Genomic DNA, 19,988 nt, shown 5'->3' on the forward strand with positions numbered 1-19,988 from the left:
CACGCACCCCCGGAGCCCACCACGACAACCCGACGGATACGGGCCCAGAGGCCGCCCTCGACCTGGCCGCTCACCAGCCAAGTGACCGCCCGATGCGGGTCATCTCCTATGGCGGCGGCGTCCAGTCGACCGCGCTGCTGGTGCTGGCCGTCCAGCGGGAGATCGACTTCTCCACCTTCCTCTTCGCCAACGTCGGTGACGACAGCGAGCACCCGGCGACGCTCGCCTACATCCGCGATATAGCCGTCCCGTACGCCTCTGGCGCAGGACTCGACATCCACGAGCTCAAGCGGCGCCGGCGCGACGGGACAACCGAAACGCTCATGGAACGGCTGAACCGGCCGGGCACCCGCTCGATCCCCATCCCCGTCCGGATGGCGAACGGGGCTCCCGGCCGACGCAACTGCACGGCCGATTTCAAGATCAAGGTCATCGGTCGCTGGCTCCGGGATCACGGAGCCACGCCAGACCATCCGGCCGTCGTGGGAATCGGCATCTCGCTCGACGAGATCCACCGTGCCAACCGTCGACGGAGCGAAGCCTACGAGGAGGTCGAATACCCCCTCCTCGACCTCGGACTGCGCAGGAGCGACTGCGAACGCATCATCGCCACCGCCGGCCTCCCGGTGCCACCGAAGAGCTCCTGCTTCTTCTGCCCCTTTCGCACCGTCGATGCCTGGCGGCACCAGCGCAGGCACGAGCCTGAGTTGTTCGCCGTGTCCATGCGGCTGGAGGAGACGATCAACGAACGCCGGACCGCGCTCGGACGAGACGCCGTGTATCTCACGAGGTACGGCCGTCCGCTCGCACAAGCCATCCCGGAGGACGGCTCCGCGGACGGCACGGTCGACGAGGCCGATGGCATCTGCGACTCCGGCTGGTGCATGACCTGAGGCGCGGGTAACAGGGGCACGAGCGGGGGCGGGAGCCGAGCTTCCGTCCCCCGCTCGCGTTCATACCTGGCCCGGAACGATCCGCCGCCGGAGGATGGCGAGGACCTCGATCAGAACTCCGGTGGCTCTCCGGGAGAGAGGTGCAGAACTGCGAGGAACTCGCTGTAGGGCATCTCGTCGTCCACCCATCGGCTGCCACCGGAGGAATCGGGGATCCACATCCCATCGAGGAGGTACTTGTCGTCGAAGGCTGCGGCACTCCCCTCGTCCACCGCTGCTCCCAACAGCATCTGGATCCCGAGCAAGACCACCGTGGACGCCTCCCTGGCGGCGCAGATCTCGTCGTAGCCAGCGGCGAAAATCTGCATGTTTGCGTCGTTGGTCGGCTCGGGAATACCCGCGAGGCCATGCGCTGTCTGCCGGTGCACGTGGATCGCCTGCGCGACGCCTGACGCGACGACCGCGTCGGTGCCGTCGGCCCTGACCGAGGTGTGTGTGGCGAGGTGTTCGGCGACTTCCCGTGCGTGCACTGGCCAGGCATCGGGTCGTCCAAACAGCTGGTGTTCTGCCCTTTCAATGGCGGCCACGGGTTGCGAGCCATCCGGATGCAGCACCCGGGCGAACCCCTCGAGTGCCGCCCGAAGATAGCCGAGCCGCACAAGGTGCGGCTGCCACGCCTCCATCATCTCCGACCAGACGACATCAAAGTCGCCGCCCGCCGAGCACATGCCCCCGTCGTCGTACGACATGTTGAAGGTCATGGTTCGCAGCCCCTGGGCGAGCCGGAGCCACTTGTATGCGCTGTTCCACGCCCGCCGCTCCGCCGTCCCTCCCCGCACGACCGAAGCATGCTCCACCCAGTCGGTCAGCTCCCGGACATGATCCTCGGGTGAAGCCAGCGCGAGAGTCGGCAGTCTTCGGTATGTGGGCGAGCAGATGCCCGCCGTACGAGTGGTGGTCATAAAGGAGAGCGTCTCACTCGCCGCTGAGAACCACGCCGGGGCCAAGCACAGGACGCGAGGCTCAGTCAGTGTCGGGGCGCCGCACCAGCCGGTGCCCCCGCAATGCCCGTCCACAGCGGACGAGTTCACGTTCCCAGCCCTCTTCCGTACCGATCAGGTGCGGGCTCTCGTAGAGGCCGGCGCGTACTTCAGCGTCGGTGAGACGCCGGTACTTGGGCGCATCGGGATCGTCCTCCGCGAGGAACTCGTGTTTGCGGTGCAGAAGGGGGCGGTTGGTCGAGTCTGCGTACGAGGTGAAGGAGGACTTGAGGGTCGTCAGGTCGACGGCGTACGACGCCGCGAGACGTGGGTGGGGATCCGCGTCGAACTCGGGGTAATCAAGCCAGCTGACACCGCGTCCCTGGTGCCGAAGCTTGACGACGGACCACTCACCCGGGCGGCCGGCAGCGATACTCGCGCACTGTTCGTACAGCCGCAGCACGGTCGGGATCCGGTGGAGCGCCCGGCGGTGAACGTACAGTGCCGTGGCCGTGAACTTGCCGGCGATCGATCCGTTCATGGCTCGGCGGACGTATGTGTCGTCGCGCAGCTTGAACAGCAAGCGGTCCGCTCGCTGGCACGCCTCCGTGTAGGAGGGAAAGAAGGCGCGAATGTCCAGCTGAGTAGGCAACGGCAAGCTGCTAACCGGGCCTCGGCCGTGAAACAGTTCCAAAGCGAGGAATAGCAGAGTGTCGCGAGCGCCCCGTTCTGCGCTCCGCTCCACCTTCACGGGGTCGGCTTCCTGCTCGGCAAGACGTTTCAGTTCGGCGGGGCGCAGGTGGCCGAGGAGGCTGATGATCGGCTGCGGCATCTCCTCCAGCTGAGGCATACGACCGCGCTGTTCGAGATGATCAACGACGGAAGTGATCGCCGACGCGGTGTCCTCAGATGCCAGCCATTCGCCATCGGGAGCAATCTGGCGAGCCAAGTAGCTGAGGCGGGCCTCATCATCCTTGAAGGCGTAGACGATGCCAGGCGCTGCCGACACACAGCGCACCCCCGTCGCCTCCTCGACGTATTCGCGAAGCTCGCCGGCCGCGTAGAGGCGCTGGAAGGTACGACGTTGGGTGAGAATGCCGTCGCCGTACTCCGTACCCTTGATCTGGTTGCGCTCCCACCGCAACCGCGCAGACACTACTAGCACCGACTTGGCGAGGTCCCGGGTACGCAGGAGTGTCTCGCGCCGCTCAGTGGGATTTTCAATGACATTCAGAACATAGGTGAGAAGGACGACTTCAGCTGGTTCGCGTTCCCCCTCCGGAAAATGCACTGGATCCCACCCCGTGGCGTCGAAGCCGAGATGCTGGAGTGAACGCACATCGCCGCCCCGTCCACACCCGTAGTCCAGTACTCCCATGCCCGGTTTCAGCTGTAGATCACTAACGGCTCGTCGGGCCGGGAGCGAGAGGCCGACACGGCCGATGGCGGTGCGATGCCTCCGGCTGCTCCAAAGCTGCTGCGTCATCGACGTCCCCTGTAATCCACGGACAGGCCAGCATGCGACAGCACCGAACTTTACGCTGACACCGCCCGCGATCCGGATCACGTGTCTGCCTGCCGACCCATCGAAGTCAGTTGGGAGCACCGGGATTGCCATTGCCCTCATGGCGGGCCTTGCAGCAGTGCCCGGGGCCACGACCGCGGCCGGGGATTCATTCTCACCAATCGCTGGCTTGGTCACTCCCCACAAGCGCCAGTGGATCTCGGACTGACCGGCCAGCAGCATCTCGGTGACCGGTGCCGGCGAGTGGCTCCGTGGCGAGACCTCCCGCCCTGCTATGGGCCCTGGCAGTCGATCTACGGACTTGTTCCGCCGCTGGCAGCGCCCGGGAGTGTGGGCAGGGCTGCTCACCAAGCTCCAGGCGCGAGCCAACGCGCGCGGTCGCATCGGGTGCATGGTGAACGTCGACTCCACGATCTGCGTGATCCGGACCCACCAGCACGCCGCCGGACGACTCTCGCCGCCGAGGCGGCCACGTTGGGTCTGATCGACGAGTACCGGGCCAGGGTCGACCCGGTGCTGGTCGGCGGTGGCATTCCGTTCTTTCCCCAGCGCGAGCGCCGGGTGGATCTCGAACTCGTCGAGACCCGCACCTTCAGCTCGAGAGTCGTCTACCTCCGCTACCGCGTGGCGCGCTAGACCCATCCGGGCGATCACGCGTCGCGTCACGGTGGCTGAGGCGGAGGGACGTGATGAGTGCAGTGGAGATGAGCCGTGCGGAGGCAATTCGGGCGCCGACCGCGACGCACCACCAGCAGCAGTCTCAGCACAACTGACGACCAGCCACTGGCGCAGGAGACTAGCTGAACCTTGCTCGACCCCGGGGTTGCAGCCGACTCGTTGGCTGGGCCGTGTCCAGGAGTGGTCCACAAGCCTCGGAAGGGCTCGTCGTGGCTTGGTTCTGTGATCGGGGTTTGCTGAGTGCGCGCCAAGTCTTGCTCTCGACAATAGACTTGGCATGTCGCCAAGGTGAGCGCACGCATGGAGCCAGTGATGTGGACCACATTGGCTTCGTGGACAGCCTGACAGGATCCCAACGCCTGGGCCATTTCGACAAGTCGCTCACCTGCTGTTTTTCTTTCCAAGCTGACGAACCCTCCGGGTGGCCAAGACGGATTGTTGCAGTCCAGGTGTTGGACATCTGCGCAACAACGCGGGTGGCGTTGAGGTCGTCAACGCGCTGAACATGGGGCGCACGGCGCCTCGCAGGGACGTGGCGCAAGACGGCCCTCAGGCCAACAGGCAGGGCGGAAAGGAAGAGGTGCAATGGCAGCTGGCAGGACATCTCATCTCGAGTGTGTTGTTCACGGGGCCCGTGAGACACCCGAATCCCCGAGCACACAGGTAGTCGTCATCGTGGTGATTGCCATGACGCTCGCCGCAGTTCTGGTTGTCCTGGGGCACCCAGTGGCGGACGTACTGCAGATGTTCGGCGGAATGGCGGTGATCTCGACCTTGTTCAGGGCGGGCACACCGGACCTGGTCGCCCCTGCCCTCCGGCCGTGATTGCCGATGGGGCGAAAGCTGCGAGAGCTGCCCGAGCAGCCATCTCCGCTTGTAGAACTGGCGCGCTGGCTACGCGAACAGCGGCAACGAACGGGCTTGACCTATGCGCAGCTGGCAGAACGTTTGGAGGTCAACAAGTCCACTCTGAGTAGGGCGGTCAGTGGCACCACGTTGCCGTCGCTCAAGATGGTCGAGGAGATCGCCCGGGCATGCGGCGCCGACGTGAACGCCGGCAGACGACTACATCGAAAAGGACTGTGGGAGCTCAGAATCAGGCAGATGCTCCAGGGTGAGAAGAGGACTCCACGGGACATGGTGGTGACACCTGCTGACCTATGGAACGCGCTCGTATCACAATACGCGCTCTCTGGGCTCACTTACCGAAAGGCAGAAGAGAAGGCCAAGCGCCTGGCTGCTCAAGGTGTGATTGAGCAGCCGATCAGTCGTTCCACCTTCCACAACTTCGTCACTCGACGTGCTTCTCCTACGCGAACGATCATGTTTGCCGTTCTCGCGGTCAGCGATGTTCCCCAGGAGGAGTGGCCGCAGTGGGAGTCGGCCTGGCGTATCGCGCGGATGGAAAACGTTCGGCAGGCAGCCCGGGATGGATCACCGGCCGCGCGCGAGTACTTGGGGCGTGAGCCCGAACGGCTTCTGAAGCCCTATGGGATTCCCTGGAGCGACTGAGGCATTGATGCCGTGTCAACGAGTCAGACTCACTTACAGAGAAAAATGGGTCTGACTCGTGCGCAGCGACGTTATTGGTCCGTTCTCGGCTGAAAAAAGCGCGTTACAGAAGGCTGTGATCATAACTCGCCGACCGAACCGGTGCTCCGCCATACGACCGCCACACAGCCATTGGGCACCGCCCAGCTCCGCGCTGCGGCGCTGGTTCCGTTCCGGCAATGGCCCTGAGAGCCAGCCGAGCCCGCTAGCCGCCGTCGCGGCCACAGCGCCGCTTCGTGCGGTATGACCAGCGCTGGGGCCACTGTGGGCAGGACGGGTGGAGGGGCAAGCTGAGCTGTTCTCACAGGCGGTACGAGAAGCGCAGCGCGCCGCCCTCCTCCCGGTAAAGATCGCGGCCTCGCACGCTGAAGGGATTGGGAAGCATCGCCACCCGGAGCCGGGAGGGTTCCAGGACCGACGTGACCATGAGGATCCGCCAGCGGTCGCTGCCGGTGTTCCGCTGGGCCGCCCGGACCTCGCTTTCGCCGAGTTCGATCTGGCCTCCCTCGCCCTGACTGGCTTTGACTTCGAACAGCAAGGGCTGACGGCCGCTGCCGACACGGAAGTCGTACCCAAGCCCGTCGTCCCCAGGGAGTCCGGGGAAGAACTTCCTGCGGTTCGTCGATACCCAGCTGGTTTCGTTAGTGGCCGAGTAGTTTCGGCAGAGCCACTGATAGGCGAACCATTCTCCGGCGTAGCCGATCGCCTCTCGTTGCGCGGCCGACAGCCTTCGGGGCTCTCCTCTGCCGCCACCACGGCCAGCGGCCGACGCTCCCCGTCGCCCCGGTCCCACGGGAGTCAGCGAGGCGAAGACGTTGCGGTTGCCGAGGAGCTGCGGATCCGCATCGAGCGCTCGCTGGAGCTCGGCGGTGAGTTCGCCGAAGTCACCGGTGTGTACATCGAGCTCTTTCCCGCCGATGGTGACGATCCGCTGGCGGTGCTCGCGCTGTGCCCGTGCCGAGTCGGCAGCCGTACGGCCGTTTTCGAGTTCGGCGGCTGTCACGCCCTGGACGGCAGGGTCCGCGCTGACATGCATGCCAGCGGGCCAGTGCCCGAGCGCCGCAAGCCAGGCGGCGATGTCATCGGGTCCGAGCAGACGGAAGTCCAGCGCGCCGGCCTCGTCGAGGAGTTCAGTCACCGCCTCCGCCGGATCTCCCTGGTCGAGTGCGGCGGGCAGCGGGAGGTGGCAGGCGCGGATCAGGGCAACCAGGTCGGGTACGACCGTCCTGATGGCCGCTCGGTTCCGGGGAAGCAGGGCCGTATAGGCAGGGAGGTCCGCGCCCTCCGCTGGTAGTCGCGAGCCCAGCCGCTCGGCGAGGACCTCCTCCACCCAAGCGCCTACCTGCTGCGGTGTCGCCGTCTCCAGCGTGGTGTTCCACTCCGCGGGGGGTTCGATTCCCTCTAGCGTGCGCAACTGCCGCCAGTCCGGCTGGACCTCACGGGCATCGAATCGCCGGAGTCGAGCCAGTCGGAGACGGTCGAGAAGCGCTCCCCGATGCCGCTGCAGATGATTCTCGATCGCCTCCCGGTGGGAATCCGCGTGACTGATGACAGTGTGCGGAGGAGCCAGCCCGGCCAGGGTGGCATTGAACTCCGCGAACCCGACGCCGAGCACTTCACGCAGTTCGTCGATGTCGCGTGCCCGCCGCGCCTTGGTTAGGAGCATGCTGGCCTCCACCGGCAGTTCCGCCGCGTGTGCCTCAAGCGCCTCCTGGAACTCCCTGGTGTCGCAGGGAGGTGGTTCGACTAGGGCGTCGCCCCGCCGACGTCCCAGGAAGTGAACCAGGAACGGATAACAGCGGTGGACGACGGCGGCGGTTGTGCCTTCGTAACGCTGCACGGTTTCGGCGAACTGGTTCGGGGACAGACCGAGTGCCTGGCCGAGCTCCTCCTCCCCCGGCTCGCGGAGATCGGCGTGCAGGTGCTCCAGCTCGCGGGCCACCAGTCTCAGCCGGACACCGAGGTCGGGGCGGCCGGTCAGGTGGGCGACGGGTTCGGCGATCCGGGCCACCCCGTTCCAGTCTTCGGGCTGGGCCCGCTGCAGGAGCAGAGGGCGGTCGTCGTCGGGCAGCGGCAGGACTCCGCCGAGCCGGCTCGGCAACGCCACCTCTTCTTCGTCTAGCCGGATCTCCAGCGTCCGGTAGGTGCGCGAGCCGATCCGCCGGACGCCCGCGACCAGCTCCGCAAGGGACGTTTCGGTCGGCCGGATCCCTGTCGGACTGTGATCGGCCAAGGCCGCCAGCACCAAAGGCAGCCAGGTCAGGACGGAGACGAGCTGTGTCCCAGTCTCCGACCGGTCCAATGGTTCCTCGTCGACGATGACTTCCAACCGGGCCTCGTCCACATGACGTGCCGACCGTGCTCCCCAGCGCCCGAGCAGATCGACGATCTCCCTGGCCAGGCCCGGCACCACGAGCAGCGGGCGTTCCATCTCCTGGGCGATGCGGGTCTTGACGCTTGCCCGTTCGTCTGTGACATAGAGCGTGCTGTTCCCGTCGCGCAGGTCGGCGAAGGGCACGGCGGTCAGCAGCTCTCCCGACTCCGCGAGCAGGGCGCCTTGGGTGAAGGGCGGACTGCCGGGCGCGGCGGACGTGCGGGCTCGGGTGACCAGGGACCGCCACGCGTACTCGTTCGCGCGTTGCACCGCAGGGCGGTCTTCGGGCCCGACCGCGCGTTCGGCGACGAAGTCGGCCAGGGCCGCGACAAGCCTGTCGCTGTCCCGGGGGTCGTTCCACGTCGGAAGGCCGTACGACCGCAGCTTCGCCACCACCTCCGGAGATTCCAGCAGGGAGCTCACCTGGCGAGCGATCGTCGGCGCGAAAAGGGGCTCCTCCTCCATGCTGGGCGGGCAGTGCCAGGCTTCCCGGGGGCGTACGAAGCGCACCGTGCGGCCGCGGCCACGCACCGGAAGCCAGGGTTGCTCCCGTACGAAGGCGTCCAGCGGGGTGGGTACTTCCTGGGGGTCCTTGTTGCCGGGCCGGTCCCTGAGCCAGGTGCTGGTGAAGCAACTGGCCTGCCAGCGCGGCAGACCGTGCAGCAGGAGGCGGGCGAAGGCGAGCCGGGCGGGCTCGCTCAGCTGGCCGACGATCTCCTGGCCCGGGAGCCGCCAGGCAGGGCTCCCCTTGTACGGCGTGTAGGGGTACTGGGCGGTTTCGCCGTTGCGGTGGATGTGCGGCTGCCATTGCCCCGCGACGGCGACGGGCACCTTCGCCATGCGCACCAGGTGGGCCGGTGTCAGTTGCGAACCCTCCGCCGTGGTGTCGGCGGTAGTCGTGAAGACCGGACGGAAGCCGTCGGTGACGCCGAGCTCGGCAAGAAACGCCCGCCAGTCGGCCTCTGTCTCCCTACGGCGCACGAACGCGTCCGGCATCGCGATGAACTGCCGGGCGAGCGAGCGCAGGGACGCGCTCTCCTCGCGCCCCTCTTGGGCCACACGCGCCAGATCCTCCCCCATGGAGCCGGACCATCCCGGCCCGAACTTGCCGCTGGCCGCCGGGATGAGCGGTCCGTCCGCCGACGGCACGTACAGACCGAGGTCGCGCAGGCGCAGCGCACCGGAGGACTGACGAGAACAGTGCAGATGGAAGACGAAGCGCAGGGCCTGATCGCGCAGCCTTCGGTCCTTGCTCTGCGAGAGTGCGTGCCGTACGTGCTCCAGCAGGCCCGCCACGTCGAACCGGCGTACGAGACGGTGCTGTTCCAGGAAGAGGCGGGCCTGTTGCCGGCGGACCTGCCCTTCGCTTTCGATCCAAGTCAGTCCCGGGTGCAGATAGAACAGCCGCTTGCTCAGGGCTGGGGGTACCGCCAGGTTGCCGTCGGGAGCGGCCGTGGCACCGGAGAGACCGGAGAGGCCCCTGGCTGGCGGGAAGAACGCCTGGCGCCGGGATCGGCGGCGTTCCTTGGCAGAGGCGGAGTCGACCGCTGCCGTGCCGTTCGTACGCTCCAACGTCCCGTCGGCCGTCAGCAGCAGTCTGCGGCCTTGCAGCACCCGGCCGCGGCCTTCGAAGAGGTGGGGCAGATCCGCGTACACGCCGTCCCACACATCGACGGGGTCGTCGGGCCCAGGAAGCGGCAGCGTGGCCGCGATCCGCTCGACGTGGCCGGCGAGTGCGTCCGCTGACGGTTCCAGCGGGCATCGCAGGGCTTCGCAGAGCTTGGCCAGGCGTGCGCGCGGGCCGCGCGGCAGAGCTGTGTCGACCACCGCCAGGCCAGCTTCACATGCCGCCCGGGCGGTGAGCACCGACAGATCCACTTCAGGCCACAGAACGACGGCTCGAGGCGCTGCCCACGCCGGCGAGGATCCGGCAGGGCCGAGCATCGGCACGATCGGTGTGTCAGCGAGCTCTCGCCCCTGAATACGCCGGGAGGCAGCGGCCAGCCGCGCGGCCCACTTCGGCTGCCAGCTCACCAGATCCACCGCCAACCGGGTCGCGTCAGGTGCTGCGCTGTCTCGGAGCGCCGTGGCGGCGGTGAGACAAGTCTCCGCCGCGGCATCGAGAAGCATGGTGTTGAGCGGGTGTTCCCTGTCGTAACCCGTGCGGTCGGTCTTGGTATAGAGCGGCGCGTTGAGATGGCCGGCCAGTGGAGCGGTCACGTCGTCGCCGAGCGGCAGGAAGGTGTACACACGCCCGGATGAGGCTGGCGCGACCGGCAGGGCAATCTCGATGACGGCAGGCTTGGACCACTGGGTCCAGGAGTCGTCCAGCCCCTCGTCGTCGACGGCCTCCGCGACCGTGGCCCTCAGCCTGGCAGCAGGCACCGTGCCGCGTACGAGCACGAATCGGCCGGCCGGTCCGAGATCGACCTGCGTCAGCGACACAGCCGGTGCAGCGCCTGCGGCCGGAACGTCCAGCATCGCGGGCAGGCGCTCCTCGCGGCGCGTCAGTTCGGTCCGCTCGTGCACGTCAACGGCACGCCGTTCCAGCACCAGACACTCAAGGCGCTCCAGGAACAGCATGGGCGGAGCGCCTGAGCTGGCCAGCTCATCGATCCGCCGGCGTACCTCGCCGCATGCCGTCTCGCTACGCAAGGGCAGCCGGATCACGGTGACATGGCCGGCCAGGGCCAGCTTCGCGCAGGTCTCGGGGACCGCGGACACCGGGAACGGGAGCTGGAATGGCGGAAACTCCTCGGTCGCCCGGCGCACCAGCTCGGCGTCGGCCAGCAGCAGGTTCAGGTCGTCGGGCGTGGCGAAGCGGAAGCAGTATCCGTCTAGCACGGCCGCGGTGCCGCCATCGGGCCTGGCGCTGTAGATCTCGGGTGCGGCACTGATCTGCAACACGCTGCGGAACCCGACGCCCTTGTTGCCGATTCCCTCGCCCACCACCTTGTCGCTGCAGGAGAGCTTCGACACAGAATCCACACGGTCCCAGGTGAAGGGGTTGCCGGCGTTGGCGACATAGAGGGTGCCGTGCTCGCCTTCGTCCTCGTCGAGTAGGACGTGCACCCGCCCGTCGCTCCGGTCATCGGCGTGCGCGTCATGAGCGTTCTGCAGCAGTTCCAGGAGGAAGCGCCCTCTGTAGTCGCGAGCGGTGCTCCGGGAGAGGCCGCGCAGCTGCTTGCCCGGCTGCCACCTACGAGTGTGCTGCCACTCGTCCAGTACCTCCCGGGTATAGGTCATCAGTTGTGCGGCGAACTCGCTGCCGTAGCCAACTGAGCCATCGGTCCCCCGCAGCGCCCACGTCTCCCCAAGCTGACCCAAGTCGACAGCAGCCACGTATGCCCCCTCTGCCCCGTCTATGCAGGGACTCTAGCGGGGCACCAGGCGAGACGGACGGCCTTAAGAGAAGCATGAGCGGGTCGACTCTCGACCAGTAGCAGGTGGTCTCGGCTCATGATGGGCGGTGGGTTGGCGAGGGAACCGCTATTGCAGTCCCAGGGGTACGGACCAACACGAAGCACCTGGCACTCCGTCAGAATGCGCGTCGTTTTACAGTGTCGAGATAACGCCCGTTACACCCACACTGCACATAATGCGCACGTACAAAGCTGCAGGTCAGGATCTCTTCGCGGCCGGTTCGAGGATGACAACGCACTCCGCATGATGCGTCGTCGAGAACACGTCGACGGCCCTTCGTGCATCAGTCACCTGCTGACCCCGGCGTTGCCACTCGCCCCAGCGGGAGGATCTTGAGGCTTCAGCACCCTGCAAAACCCGGGGCCCATGTCAGGAGGATCCCGCTGGCCTCAGCGAGTGAGGTCCACCTGGGGTCGGTCGGCTGCTTCTCCAGCACCAGGACGGGACGTATTCGACCATATGTCCTTGCCAGTTGAAGCTGATGGGCGTAGTCGAGAACCTGTCCGATCCCCAGTCGAATCTGCTGATCCTCACTTGCGCCAGTCAAACTCTTTACCTCGGCGATGAAGACGTCATCATCGCGTGACCATCCCGCGTCGAATCGAGGGGCATTGCGAGCGTGCGCGCGGAGTTCGATGTGTTGGCGGGACAGGTACTCGATGAGTGCCGCGATCGTCGACTCGTGTGCCTCAGTGCCCTTGTCGAGGTGGGCAAGGTCGAGGGCCAGCGCACCAGAATCGTGGTGCCCGACTGTGTGTCGCCGAAGTGGGCCGCCCAAGATCCCATCCCCAGCCTGTGGCAAGACGAGGACGTGATCGTATGCACCCCGCGCCCTCTGCAACTCTCGGCAACGCGCGGGGTGGCCACCGATAAGGTCTGCGAAGCCATCCCCATCCACGACGCATACGTGGTATCCCCGGTCGCGTTCCCATGCGGCGCGCACGAGCTTCTTGCTGTACTCGCGGTGAGCGTCGGTCACGGCCTGACTAGCGAGATCGCCGTGCACGAAGACTGTGATCTTGCGGGAAAAGTCCGGTTTCCAGCTCGCACCAAGCTGTTGGGCAATGTCCGCGCAGTCCTTTCGGATTACCCATTCGTCATCTATGAGCACTTTGCCCGTGAAACAGAGCGTTTGCCCGCTGAGCGAGTAGACCCAGCCATCACAGAGTTTCCCGTCCATGAGACCCCCTCCGCGTCCTCACGTGCATCTTGCCGCACTGCCATCCGGCCCCGCTTGGGCGATAGGCAATCATCATGAGGACGGCGCCGCGTCCGGGGTGCGTCCCCCTTGGGGACCAAGTCAACCGTCTTCGTGGCACGGCAATGCCAACTTTCCGAATCGCACTCCACCCTTGTAGCCCCGCTGGCCTCCAGTGCACCCCCGCCGACCGCGGCCGTACCCTCGCTACACGAACACCAGTCCGAGGTAAGGTCGGCCGCCCTCGCCATGGCGCTGAACAGCCTCAGGCCCAACAACTTCCCCTGCCCGATCCAGCAAGAGCCGAGAATACTTTTGAGGTTCCGGGGTTATCTCGGACTGGGGCGCGGAATTGTCTTCAGTGGAGTTCTCACCAGCCGTTTAGACGGCGGCAATGCGCCGCGTGGAATTCCTATTAACTGGTCACCATCAGAATAGGGCTGGGCCCTTGTAGTCACCGGAGCAATCGTGAACCACCTCTCGCGCCCTCTAGCCGGCACGTCGGACGGCAGCCTTGACGACACGGCCGAGACGGAGCCTCCACCGACGGCGACCGTCAGCGTCACCCCGGAAAAGCCCTGCTCAGCCGAGGAGCCGCGGGTGATCGTTGAGTACGTCGCTGTCGACGGCGAGGACGCTCAGGCTCTGGCTCAGCGCCAAGATGCCGCGATCCGCGAGGTGCTGGAGTGGCTCTACGCCCGCCGCAACGCCCCACCGGAAAGCGGACAGGAAGAAGCCGGCCGGACCTGAGCTACCCCGCACGTAACAAATGGTAGAGGGACACCACATGCCCGCCACCCCGCCCGCCCCGCGGTCGTCCTGGGCGCCTCCCGTACCCGGACGCCCTTGGGCCACCGACGGAGTCCCGGACGCACCGGCACTCCCTGTGTCCGTCCCGGTGGCCTGGCTCGGCCGGACCTCCACGGAGGCCGCCCAGGACCCCACGCTCTCGCTGCCCCGGCAACTGCGCAACGCCAGAACCGCGCTGCCGCCCGGCTGGGTGATCGTCGCCCACTTCTACGACGTCGAGTCCGGCCGCAAGGAGCTGCACGAGCGGGGCAGCTCCCTGGCCCACCAGAACTTCAAGATCCCTATCCCCCGCGACGGCAGCGTCGCCGATCTCCTCGAAGAAGCCCAGCGCCCCGACCGCCGCTTCGCTGCCGTCATCTGCGAGTCGATCGAACGCGTCGCCCGCCGCACCTACTTCGGCACCAAGATCGAATACGAGCTGGAGCAAGCCGGAGTCGCCCTGTGCACCGCCGACGAACCGATCATTACCGGCCCCAGGGCCAAGCGCGCCACACCCACCCTCACCCGGCGCGTCAAGCAGGCTGTTTCCGAGTGGTATGTGCTGCAGATGCTGGAGTTGTCCTGGGATGGCTTCGTCGAACACGTCTCCCAGGGGTGGAACGTGGGCAAGCCTCCCTACGGCTACCGGGCGGAGAAAGTGCCCCACCCCGTCCCTGCTCGCCGAGCCGAGGGCCGTACCAAGCACCGGCTCATCCCCGATCCGCTGCGGGCCTCAGCGGTCACCCACATCTTCCAGCTCCGCGGGCTGGACAAGCTCGGCTACGACGCCATCGCCGACCGTCTGAACCTGGACCTCGTCGCGTACCCGCCTCCGGAGCCGACCCGTCCCGATGTGGCCCTGGGGCGGTGGAGCGGATCCGCCGTGCGTGAAATCCTCCGCAATCCCAAGTACACGGGCTACCAGGTCTGGAACCGCCGCGCGATGAAGAAGGGCGGCCGCTACAACGACCCGCGGGACTGGGTGTGGTCTCCCCGGCCCGCCCATGAGCCTCTGGTCACCAAGGAACTGTTCGACGCCGTCTCCACCGTGGGCCGCAAACGCCAGGGATCCCGCAGCGCCCACGGAGCCAACGCGCACCCGGCCACCAAGCGCTCCTACGTCCTGCGGTCGTACGTCTACTGCGACATCTGTGACCGCCGCATGTTCGGCAAGACCCGCCACCAGATCGCCTACTACGCCTGCCAGCCCGACCCCAACGAACATCGCGATCAGCCGTGGTTCCCTGATCACCCCAAGAGCTTGTGGATCCGCGAACAGATCTTGGTCACCTCCATCGCCCGGTTCTTCGCCACGAGGATCTTCAGGCCCGATCGACACAACCACCTCACAGCCGCACTCAGAGCCGCTCAGTCCGCGAGTGGCTCCGGAGACCGCACCGCGAACGAGCGGGCAGCACCGAAGCGCGCCATCAGTGCCATCGGCCAGCGCCAGGCCCGTCTCAACCCCACCCTCGCCGGCGGCTTCGGCGACGGCGAGGCCGACGGTCTCGATCGGGGTCAGGAGAAACAGTTTCGTGAAGCGATCCGCCGGGAGCACTCCACAGTGGGCGCCCAGCGTGAACAACTTGCCGAACAACTGGCTCACCTTCGAGCGCCGAACCAGGGTGTACGCCCCACCGACATCGCGGCTCCGCTGAATGCGCTCCCGCATCTCGATGTGGACCTTTCCTTGGTCCCGGAGGAGATCCAGCGGCGGCTCTACAGCGCCTTCGGGTTGGAGGTCCGCTACTGCCGGCCCCGCGAAGAGTTGACCCTGCGGGTGACGATTCCGGGCTGCCTGGCTGACGGACTGTTGTCCGCCGCCCGCGAGCCGGGGCCATGGAATAAAAAATCGGGCGCCCGCACCATATTTCCGTTCCCGGAGCATGCAGCAGCAGACAAGCACGACCGTTCCGTTTGAGCGTGATGACGCAGACCAGCACATCGCCAGCCCCGCCAGGACCAGTCCCGCTCACAAGATCGGTCCCATCGGGACCGGTGAGGATGCTGGCCAGTGTCCACACACTCACAGAACCTCTCCAGACTCCGGATCGCGATTCGCGCTGAAGCCGGGGTGCTACTGCCGAGGAAGCGGGGGAATGTAGCCGCAGATCCCCGGTTAGCCAAACCGGGGATTCTCCGCACCATTAATGGTCCACCGCCACGTCCTGACCCCCACGTCGAGAGGCACCCCAACGACGACAGCCCACAACTCCACATTCCACCCGACCAGCCGTTGGCGGAGCCGCTACACCCCGGCGTAGCTGAGGCGGAACAGGTCTTTGGCGCGCTCCAGGTCCCGCTCCGTACGAAGCTGCACCTCAAGGTCGCCAGTGCCATGGTGGCCGAGTACCGTCACGTCCCGGGTGAAGCCAGGAACGAGGTCGACCCCCTGCGGATCGGCCTTGAGGTAGACGAGCAGCTTGGTCTGCTGCGGCGGACAGACACATGCGAAGTTCCGCAGCCGCTGGTAGGCACAGTAGGTCTTGCGCTGAACCCGGGTGATGCCGTCCCCGAGGCCGAGCAGGACCTCGTCGACCGCTGCGGCCAGCTCCTTCATTGCGCTGTCTCGCCTTCGGCCGCTCAACACCACGGACACGCGTCGACCGGCCACGCTGGTGGCAGGCGCATGTCCGGTGACGGAGGCCACGGTCTCAAGGCCAATGTGCTCACTGCCGAAAAAACGGTAGCGGACCAGGTCGATGCTGCGGCGGTGCTCGCGCACGGCATGCACGTCATAGCGGGTGAAGTCGCCAGCCACACAGATCAGCCTGGGCGCACTCCACAGCACCTGCGCCGCGACCGCAGCCCCGAGTCGGTCGCGGACCAGGTACCGGAACTCCGCCCGGTGATCCATCAACCAGGACAGGTAGAAAAGTCCCTGGTTGATGACGCCTGCATCAGTGCCGCGCTTGTACTCGACGATCACGGGCGCCCCGTTCTCGTCGATGCCGAGCGAGTCGATCCGGCCGCCATGGATCGGACCGGTGCTGTACTCGCTCGCCAGGAACCGGACCCCGAGCAGCTTCTCCATGTTGCCCTCGACGATGCTCTGCACATCGGCCTCGGCATCAGCAAGACGCGGCATGACCTCTGTTACGCCGCCTTTCGTGTTGTAAAGCTTCAGGTCCAGCACCGCCCCTCCCGCGCAGCCAGTGTGGCCGATACTCAACCGCAGGAGCTGTCGGATCTATTTCCGGGCACTTCGCCGCCCAGGCCCCAAGACCTCCAGGAACCCGCAATCGACACAAGCGGGCCAAAATGGGATATTTCGAGATCGCGGGACATGCGCGGGACCGGGCAGCTAAAACTCAGTCAGATAGTCCGCTGACCTGCAAAAACGTCTGGGAACTGTCCGGCCTCCGGAGCCGTGTGCGCAGGTTCGAATCCTGCCGGGGGCACTCGCCGAAGATCAGCAGAATGCACACGCTGACCAGGGCGGATGCCGAGATAAGAGGGCGGGAGTCAGTCTCACTGACTCCCGCCCTCCCTCGTTGCCTCTCAGCGTTCGCGACACACCCCGACACGCCCCAGGACGCCTTTACCTCGGCTGTCGTGCCCCACGATCGGCAACACCGCCGCTCGTCTGCCGCAGAAAAGCTGCGTGCGTGCGCGCATCTATTGCCTCACAGTCGGGGGCGCATTCGGCGAGCCAAAGACAACGCCTTAACCGACTGAGCCCCCGGCACCTGTCATCGCTGGAATGCCAACACCGCAACGGCGACCAGTGACGACCCAGCCGTGGCGGCTGCACCACGAACTGCTGCAAACAGGGCGGCTCGGTACAGGCGCTTGATGGTGTGGCTCTTATTGCGATTCATGGTCCCTCCCGGATGGCGTTGCACCTTCGCTTCCAGACGATGCGGGCTCCCGGACCGAATCGTGAGGAAGTGCGGGCGAACCGGGCGGCAGCGCTCTTACGCTGCAGTTCGTGGGCTGCCCGGCGGTGCCCGCAGCGGGCAGCGGGAAGGGCCGCCAGGGAGAGAGAAGGGCAGGGACGTGGACCACTCAGACAGCGCTCTCCACACCTACCTGCGCGATCTAGAACGCAGGGCCAAGGCGAACCGGACTCGACAGAACCTTCCGTACTCACGTCGTGAGACCTCGAAGGTGCTCCAAAGCGAGTTTGAGGTTGATCTGGATGGCCGCCGTTTGAGTAACTGGCTGGCCGATGAACCGATGAGCCGCCAAGCGCCCACTCCAGTCAACGAGCCGAAGCTCTGGGCCCTGGTACAACTCTGGTCGCGGTGGGCCGGCGAGTCGATTCCTGCTCGTCGTTCCCTCAGCGAGCTACTTGAGGCGGCTCAACCTGTTCGGAACACCGTCAGGGCTCCGGTCATGCCCATTCCGACCTTCCTCCTCCCACTCCTGACGGAACAGGTGGAACGGGGAGAGGCATGGCCCTACGTCATCCACGATGGCACTGGCGCGCGGCGACCGCTGTCAGCGGTCCATGTTCAGCAGCAGCTGGACGAATCACAAGAAGCCGATGAACCGACGCCAGAAAGAAGGCGAGGGCACATTGAAGATGTCCTCGAAGATCCCGCCAGCTGCCATCTTCTGTTGGAGTCCGGTCCGGGCAGCGGCAAGTCGACCTTACTCGCCAGACTTGCCGGGCACTTGTCCGCTGAACTCCTCAACGCGACGCTCGCGCAGAACGCCTGCGTCCCTGTATGGGCAACTGCTGAGCAACTAGCCACCGGGCCTGGTGGGGTCGACCGTGAGTTGTCTCGGCTCGTCTTCGGCGGGACTGAGTACAGTGAGCGGCGATTCGTTGATGCCGCGGATGGACTGCTCCCGGAGGGCTACTCCTGGCTACTCCTGGTGGACGGATTCGACGAGATTCCCATGGGTGCCCGTAACCGCCTCGCTCACCAACTCACCGCCATTGCGAGGGGCGAAGCCGGCCATGGTGGTCGAGTTAAGATCATCGCATCGTGCCGTCCCCTGCACCCGGTGGAGCGGGACCGCTTCACCGAGAATGGTTTCCTCGTTTTTACGATGGTTCCCTTCGACCGCTCACAACTTGAGACGTTCGCTGAGCGCTGGTTCGGAGCAGATGCCCTGGGACATCGTCAGATTCGTGAGTTCCTCGCGCAGATCGACGCTGCCAAACTGTACGACCTGATGGCAGTCCCGTTGCTGGCAGCCGTAGCCGCCGCTGTGTTCGAAGCATGGCCGGGACAGCGATTGCCCAACAACCAGTACGCCCTCTTCGATCAATATCGGACGTATCTCACGAGCGCGAAGGCGACACAGCGCGAAGGCCTGTTCAGTCAGATGCGCACCCACGCAGGCAGGGCCCCATGGGCTCTGGAAGTCATCCAATTCCTCCAAGAGAACCTCGACGACCTATTGCGGCATGTCGCAACTCAGACGGTGCGAAACCTTTCCGAATCGGCAGGCCACTCTGCCGAATCCGATCAGCGGGCCGCATTCAATCCTTTGACGGCCGCGCTCGAGTGGCTGCGTCTGAAAGTGGGCCCGCGCGCCCAGACAGGAATCCCCGGTTGGGGTGAGTACGTCGCAGCCCTGCTGGCCTCGAGTGGGCTCCTTGTTGTAATCAAGGGGTCGATGCGGTTCCTACATGCGAGCTTTGCTGAATTCCTTGCGGCGGAGGCTCGCGCCATGGAACTCCCCGAGCACTTCGACGGAAACTCCAAGACGTGGCAGACGTTCACCTTCGAGGCTGCACGTATGGCGGGGCGTAAGGGGCGCGACCATCGCACAGTACTCGTTCATTACGCCCATCAGCACCCTCTAGAAACGGAGGCGCTGCTGACCTGGCTGCTGCAGGGCAGCCCAGGGCATCAGCATGTCGCAGGAGTCCTGATGGCGGAAGGCAGCCCCTACACACCAGCTCAGCTGCAGACTTTCTTGTCAGCCCTCCCCCGCCTACCGGCAGCGGGTCGGCGCGTCGCCAGTCAGATATCCGGCTCGCAGGCCCGCGCATACCTCGAAGAACAAGACCCCATGCCATCCCCCGCTGACGCCGAAGCGGACGCTCACTTGCCGCTCACAGGCGAGCCATGGAGCATCGACGAACAGTCCGCCATCAGGCACCTGCTCAGCACGCTCGGTTGCGATGACAAGCCGAATACGAGTGACGACAACTGGCTCTTCTGCTCGCTGGTGTGCAACCTAGAGTTCGTCTCCATCCTGGACCGTGTGGCCCTCATCGAGGCCCTTCACGCCACGGCGCCAGAGTGGACTGAACACGTAATCGAACACCTACTCGACACTATTAACTCGCCTGACGCCAGCCCTGGCAACCGAATTCAGGCAGCGGAGACGCTACTGGACTTTGACAGCGAGCATCTGGATCGCGTGGCTGCAGTACTGCTACAAGTTGCGACCGACAAGTCGAACTCATTCGACGACCGGAGTACGGCAGCCGAAGCCCTGAGCGAACTCGGCGCCCCCTACCGTGATCAGTCGCGCCGACTAATCGTTGCCATGGCCCAGGAACCCACTATTCATGCGTACCAGCGTCACGAACTGCTCGCATATGCGCAACTATTGACCAGTGGGAAACGGAGCTCCGCGACTGGGTATTGCGACAGCTAAAGGCTGTCCC

The 19,988-nt window shown here is 65.8% G+C and carries 10 protein-coding genes and 1 pseudogene; 6 read left to right on the plus strand and 5 right to left on the minus strand.

Annotated features, from left to right (window positions below; translation table 11 throughout):
- Positions 1-92 precede the first annotated feature (92 nt).
- A complete protein-coding gene (locus OG542_RS12815) occupies positions 93-893 on the plus strand; it encodes an adenine nucleotide alpha hydrolase family protein (protein ID WP_408057862.1) in 801 nt (266 codons plus the stop codon).
- Positions 894-1,003: 110 nt separating this feature from the next.
- Here the strand turns inward: OG542_RS12815 and OG542_RS12820 are convergent, their stop codons facing one another.
- Together OG542_RS12820 and OG542_RS12825 are read right to left on the minus strand one after the other, a co-directional pair.
- Entirely contained in the window at positions 1,004-1,855 is an 852-nt protein-coding gene (locus tag OG542_RS12820; protein ID WP_328410772.1) for a hypothetical protein, read from the minus strand.
- A gap of 61 nt (positions 1,856-1,916) precedes the next feature.
- Positions 1,917-3,359: a DNA phosphorothioation-associated putative methyltransferase gene (locus tag OG542_RS12825; RefSeq protein WP_328410774.1), complete on the minus strand. Its 1,443-nt coding sequence runs from the start codon at positions 3,357-3,359 to the stop codon at positions 1,917-1,919.
- Between the two features lie 492 nt (positions 3,360-3,851).
- Here OG542_RS12825 and OG542_RS12830 point away from each other — a divergent pair.
- Together OG542_RS12830 and OG542_RS12835 are read left to right on the plus strand one after the other, a co-directional pair.
- Positions 3,852-4,034 (plus strand): annotated as a pseudogene (locus OG542_RS12830) (dihydrofolate reductase family protein); the annotation flags it as partial.
- 873 nt (positions 4,035-4,907) lie between these two features.
- Entirely contained in the window at positions 4,908-5,588 is a 681-nt protein-coding gene (locus tag OG542_RS12835) for a helix-turn-helix domain-containing protein (RefSeq protein WP_328410776.1), read from the plus strand.
- A 340-nt stretch (positions 5,589-5,928) separates the two neighbouring features.
- Here OG542_RS12835 and OG542_RS12840 read toward each other — a convergent pair whose 3' ends face one another.
- Positions 5,929-11,343 (minus strand): sacsin N-terminal ATP-binding-like domain-containing protein, encoded by a 5,415-nt coding sequence (locus OG542_RS12840; RefSeq protein WP_328410778.1) that lies wholly within the window; start codon positions 11,341-11,343, stop codon positions 5,929-5,931.
- A gap of 421 nt (positions 11,344-11,764) precedes the next feature.
- Positions 11,765-12,604: a BRCT domain-containing protein gene (locus tag OG542_RS12845; RefSeq protein WP_328410780.1), complete on the minus strand. Its 840-nt coding sequence runs from the start codon at positions 12,602-12,604 to the stop codon at positions 11,765-11,767.
- Between the two features lie 486 nt (positions 12,605-13,090).
- On the opposite strand from OG542_RS12845, the gene OG542_RS12850 reads away from it, so the two are divergent.
- Complete coding sequence (locus OG542_RS12850; protein WP_328410781.1) at positions 13,091-13,372, plus strand: hypothetical protein; 282 nt, start codon at positions 13,091-13,093, stop codon at positions 13,370-13,372.
- A 250-nt stretch (positions 13,373-13,622) separates the two neighbouring features.
- Complete coding sequence (locus OG542_RS12855; RefSeq protein ID WP_328410783.1) at positions 13,623-15,332, plus strand: recombinase family protein; 1,710 nt, start codon at positions 13,623-13,625, stop codon at positions 15,330-15,332.
- Between the two features lie 327 nt (positions 15,333-15,659).
- Here the strand turns inward: OG542_RS12855 and OG542_RS12860 are convergent, their stop codons facing one another.
- A complete protein-coding gene (locus tag OG542_RS12860) occupies positions 15,660-16,499 on the minus strand; it encodes a DUF5655 domain-containing protein (RefSeq protein WP_408057863.1) in 840 nt (279 codons plus the stop codon).
- A 911-nt stretch (positions 16,500-17,410) separates the two neighbouring features.
- Here OG542_RS12860 and OG542_RS12865 point away from each other — a divergent pair.
- Positions 17,411-19,978, plus strand: coding sequence for an NACHT domain-containing protein (locus OG542_RS12865; RefSeq protein WP_328410788.1), 2,568 nt, complete (start codon positions 17,411-17,413; stop codon positions 19,976-19,978).
- The last annotated feature ends 10 nt before the right edge of the window (positions 19,979-19,988 follow it).

The sequence above is a fragment of the Streptomyces violaceus genome (assembly GCF_036014075.1).
Taxonomy (GTDB): domain Bacteria; phylum Actinomycetota; class Actinomycetes; order Streptomycetales; family Streptomycetaceae; genus Streptomyces; species Streptomyces violaceus.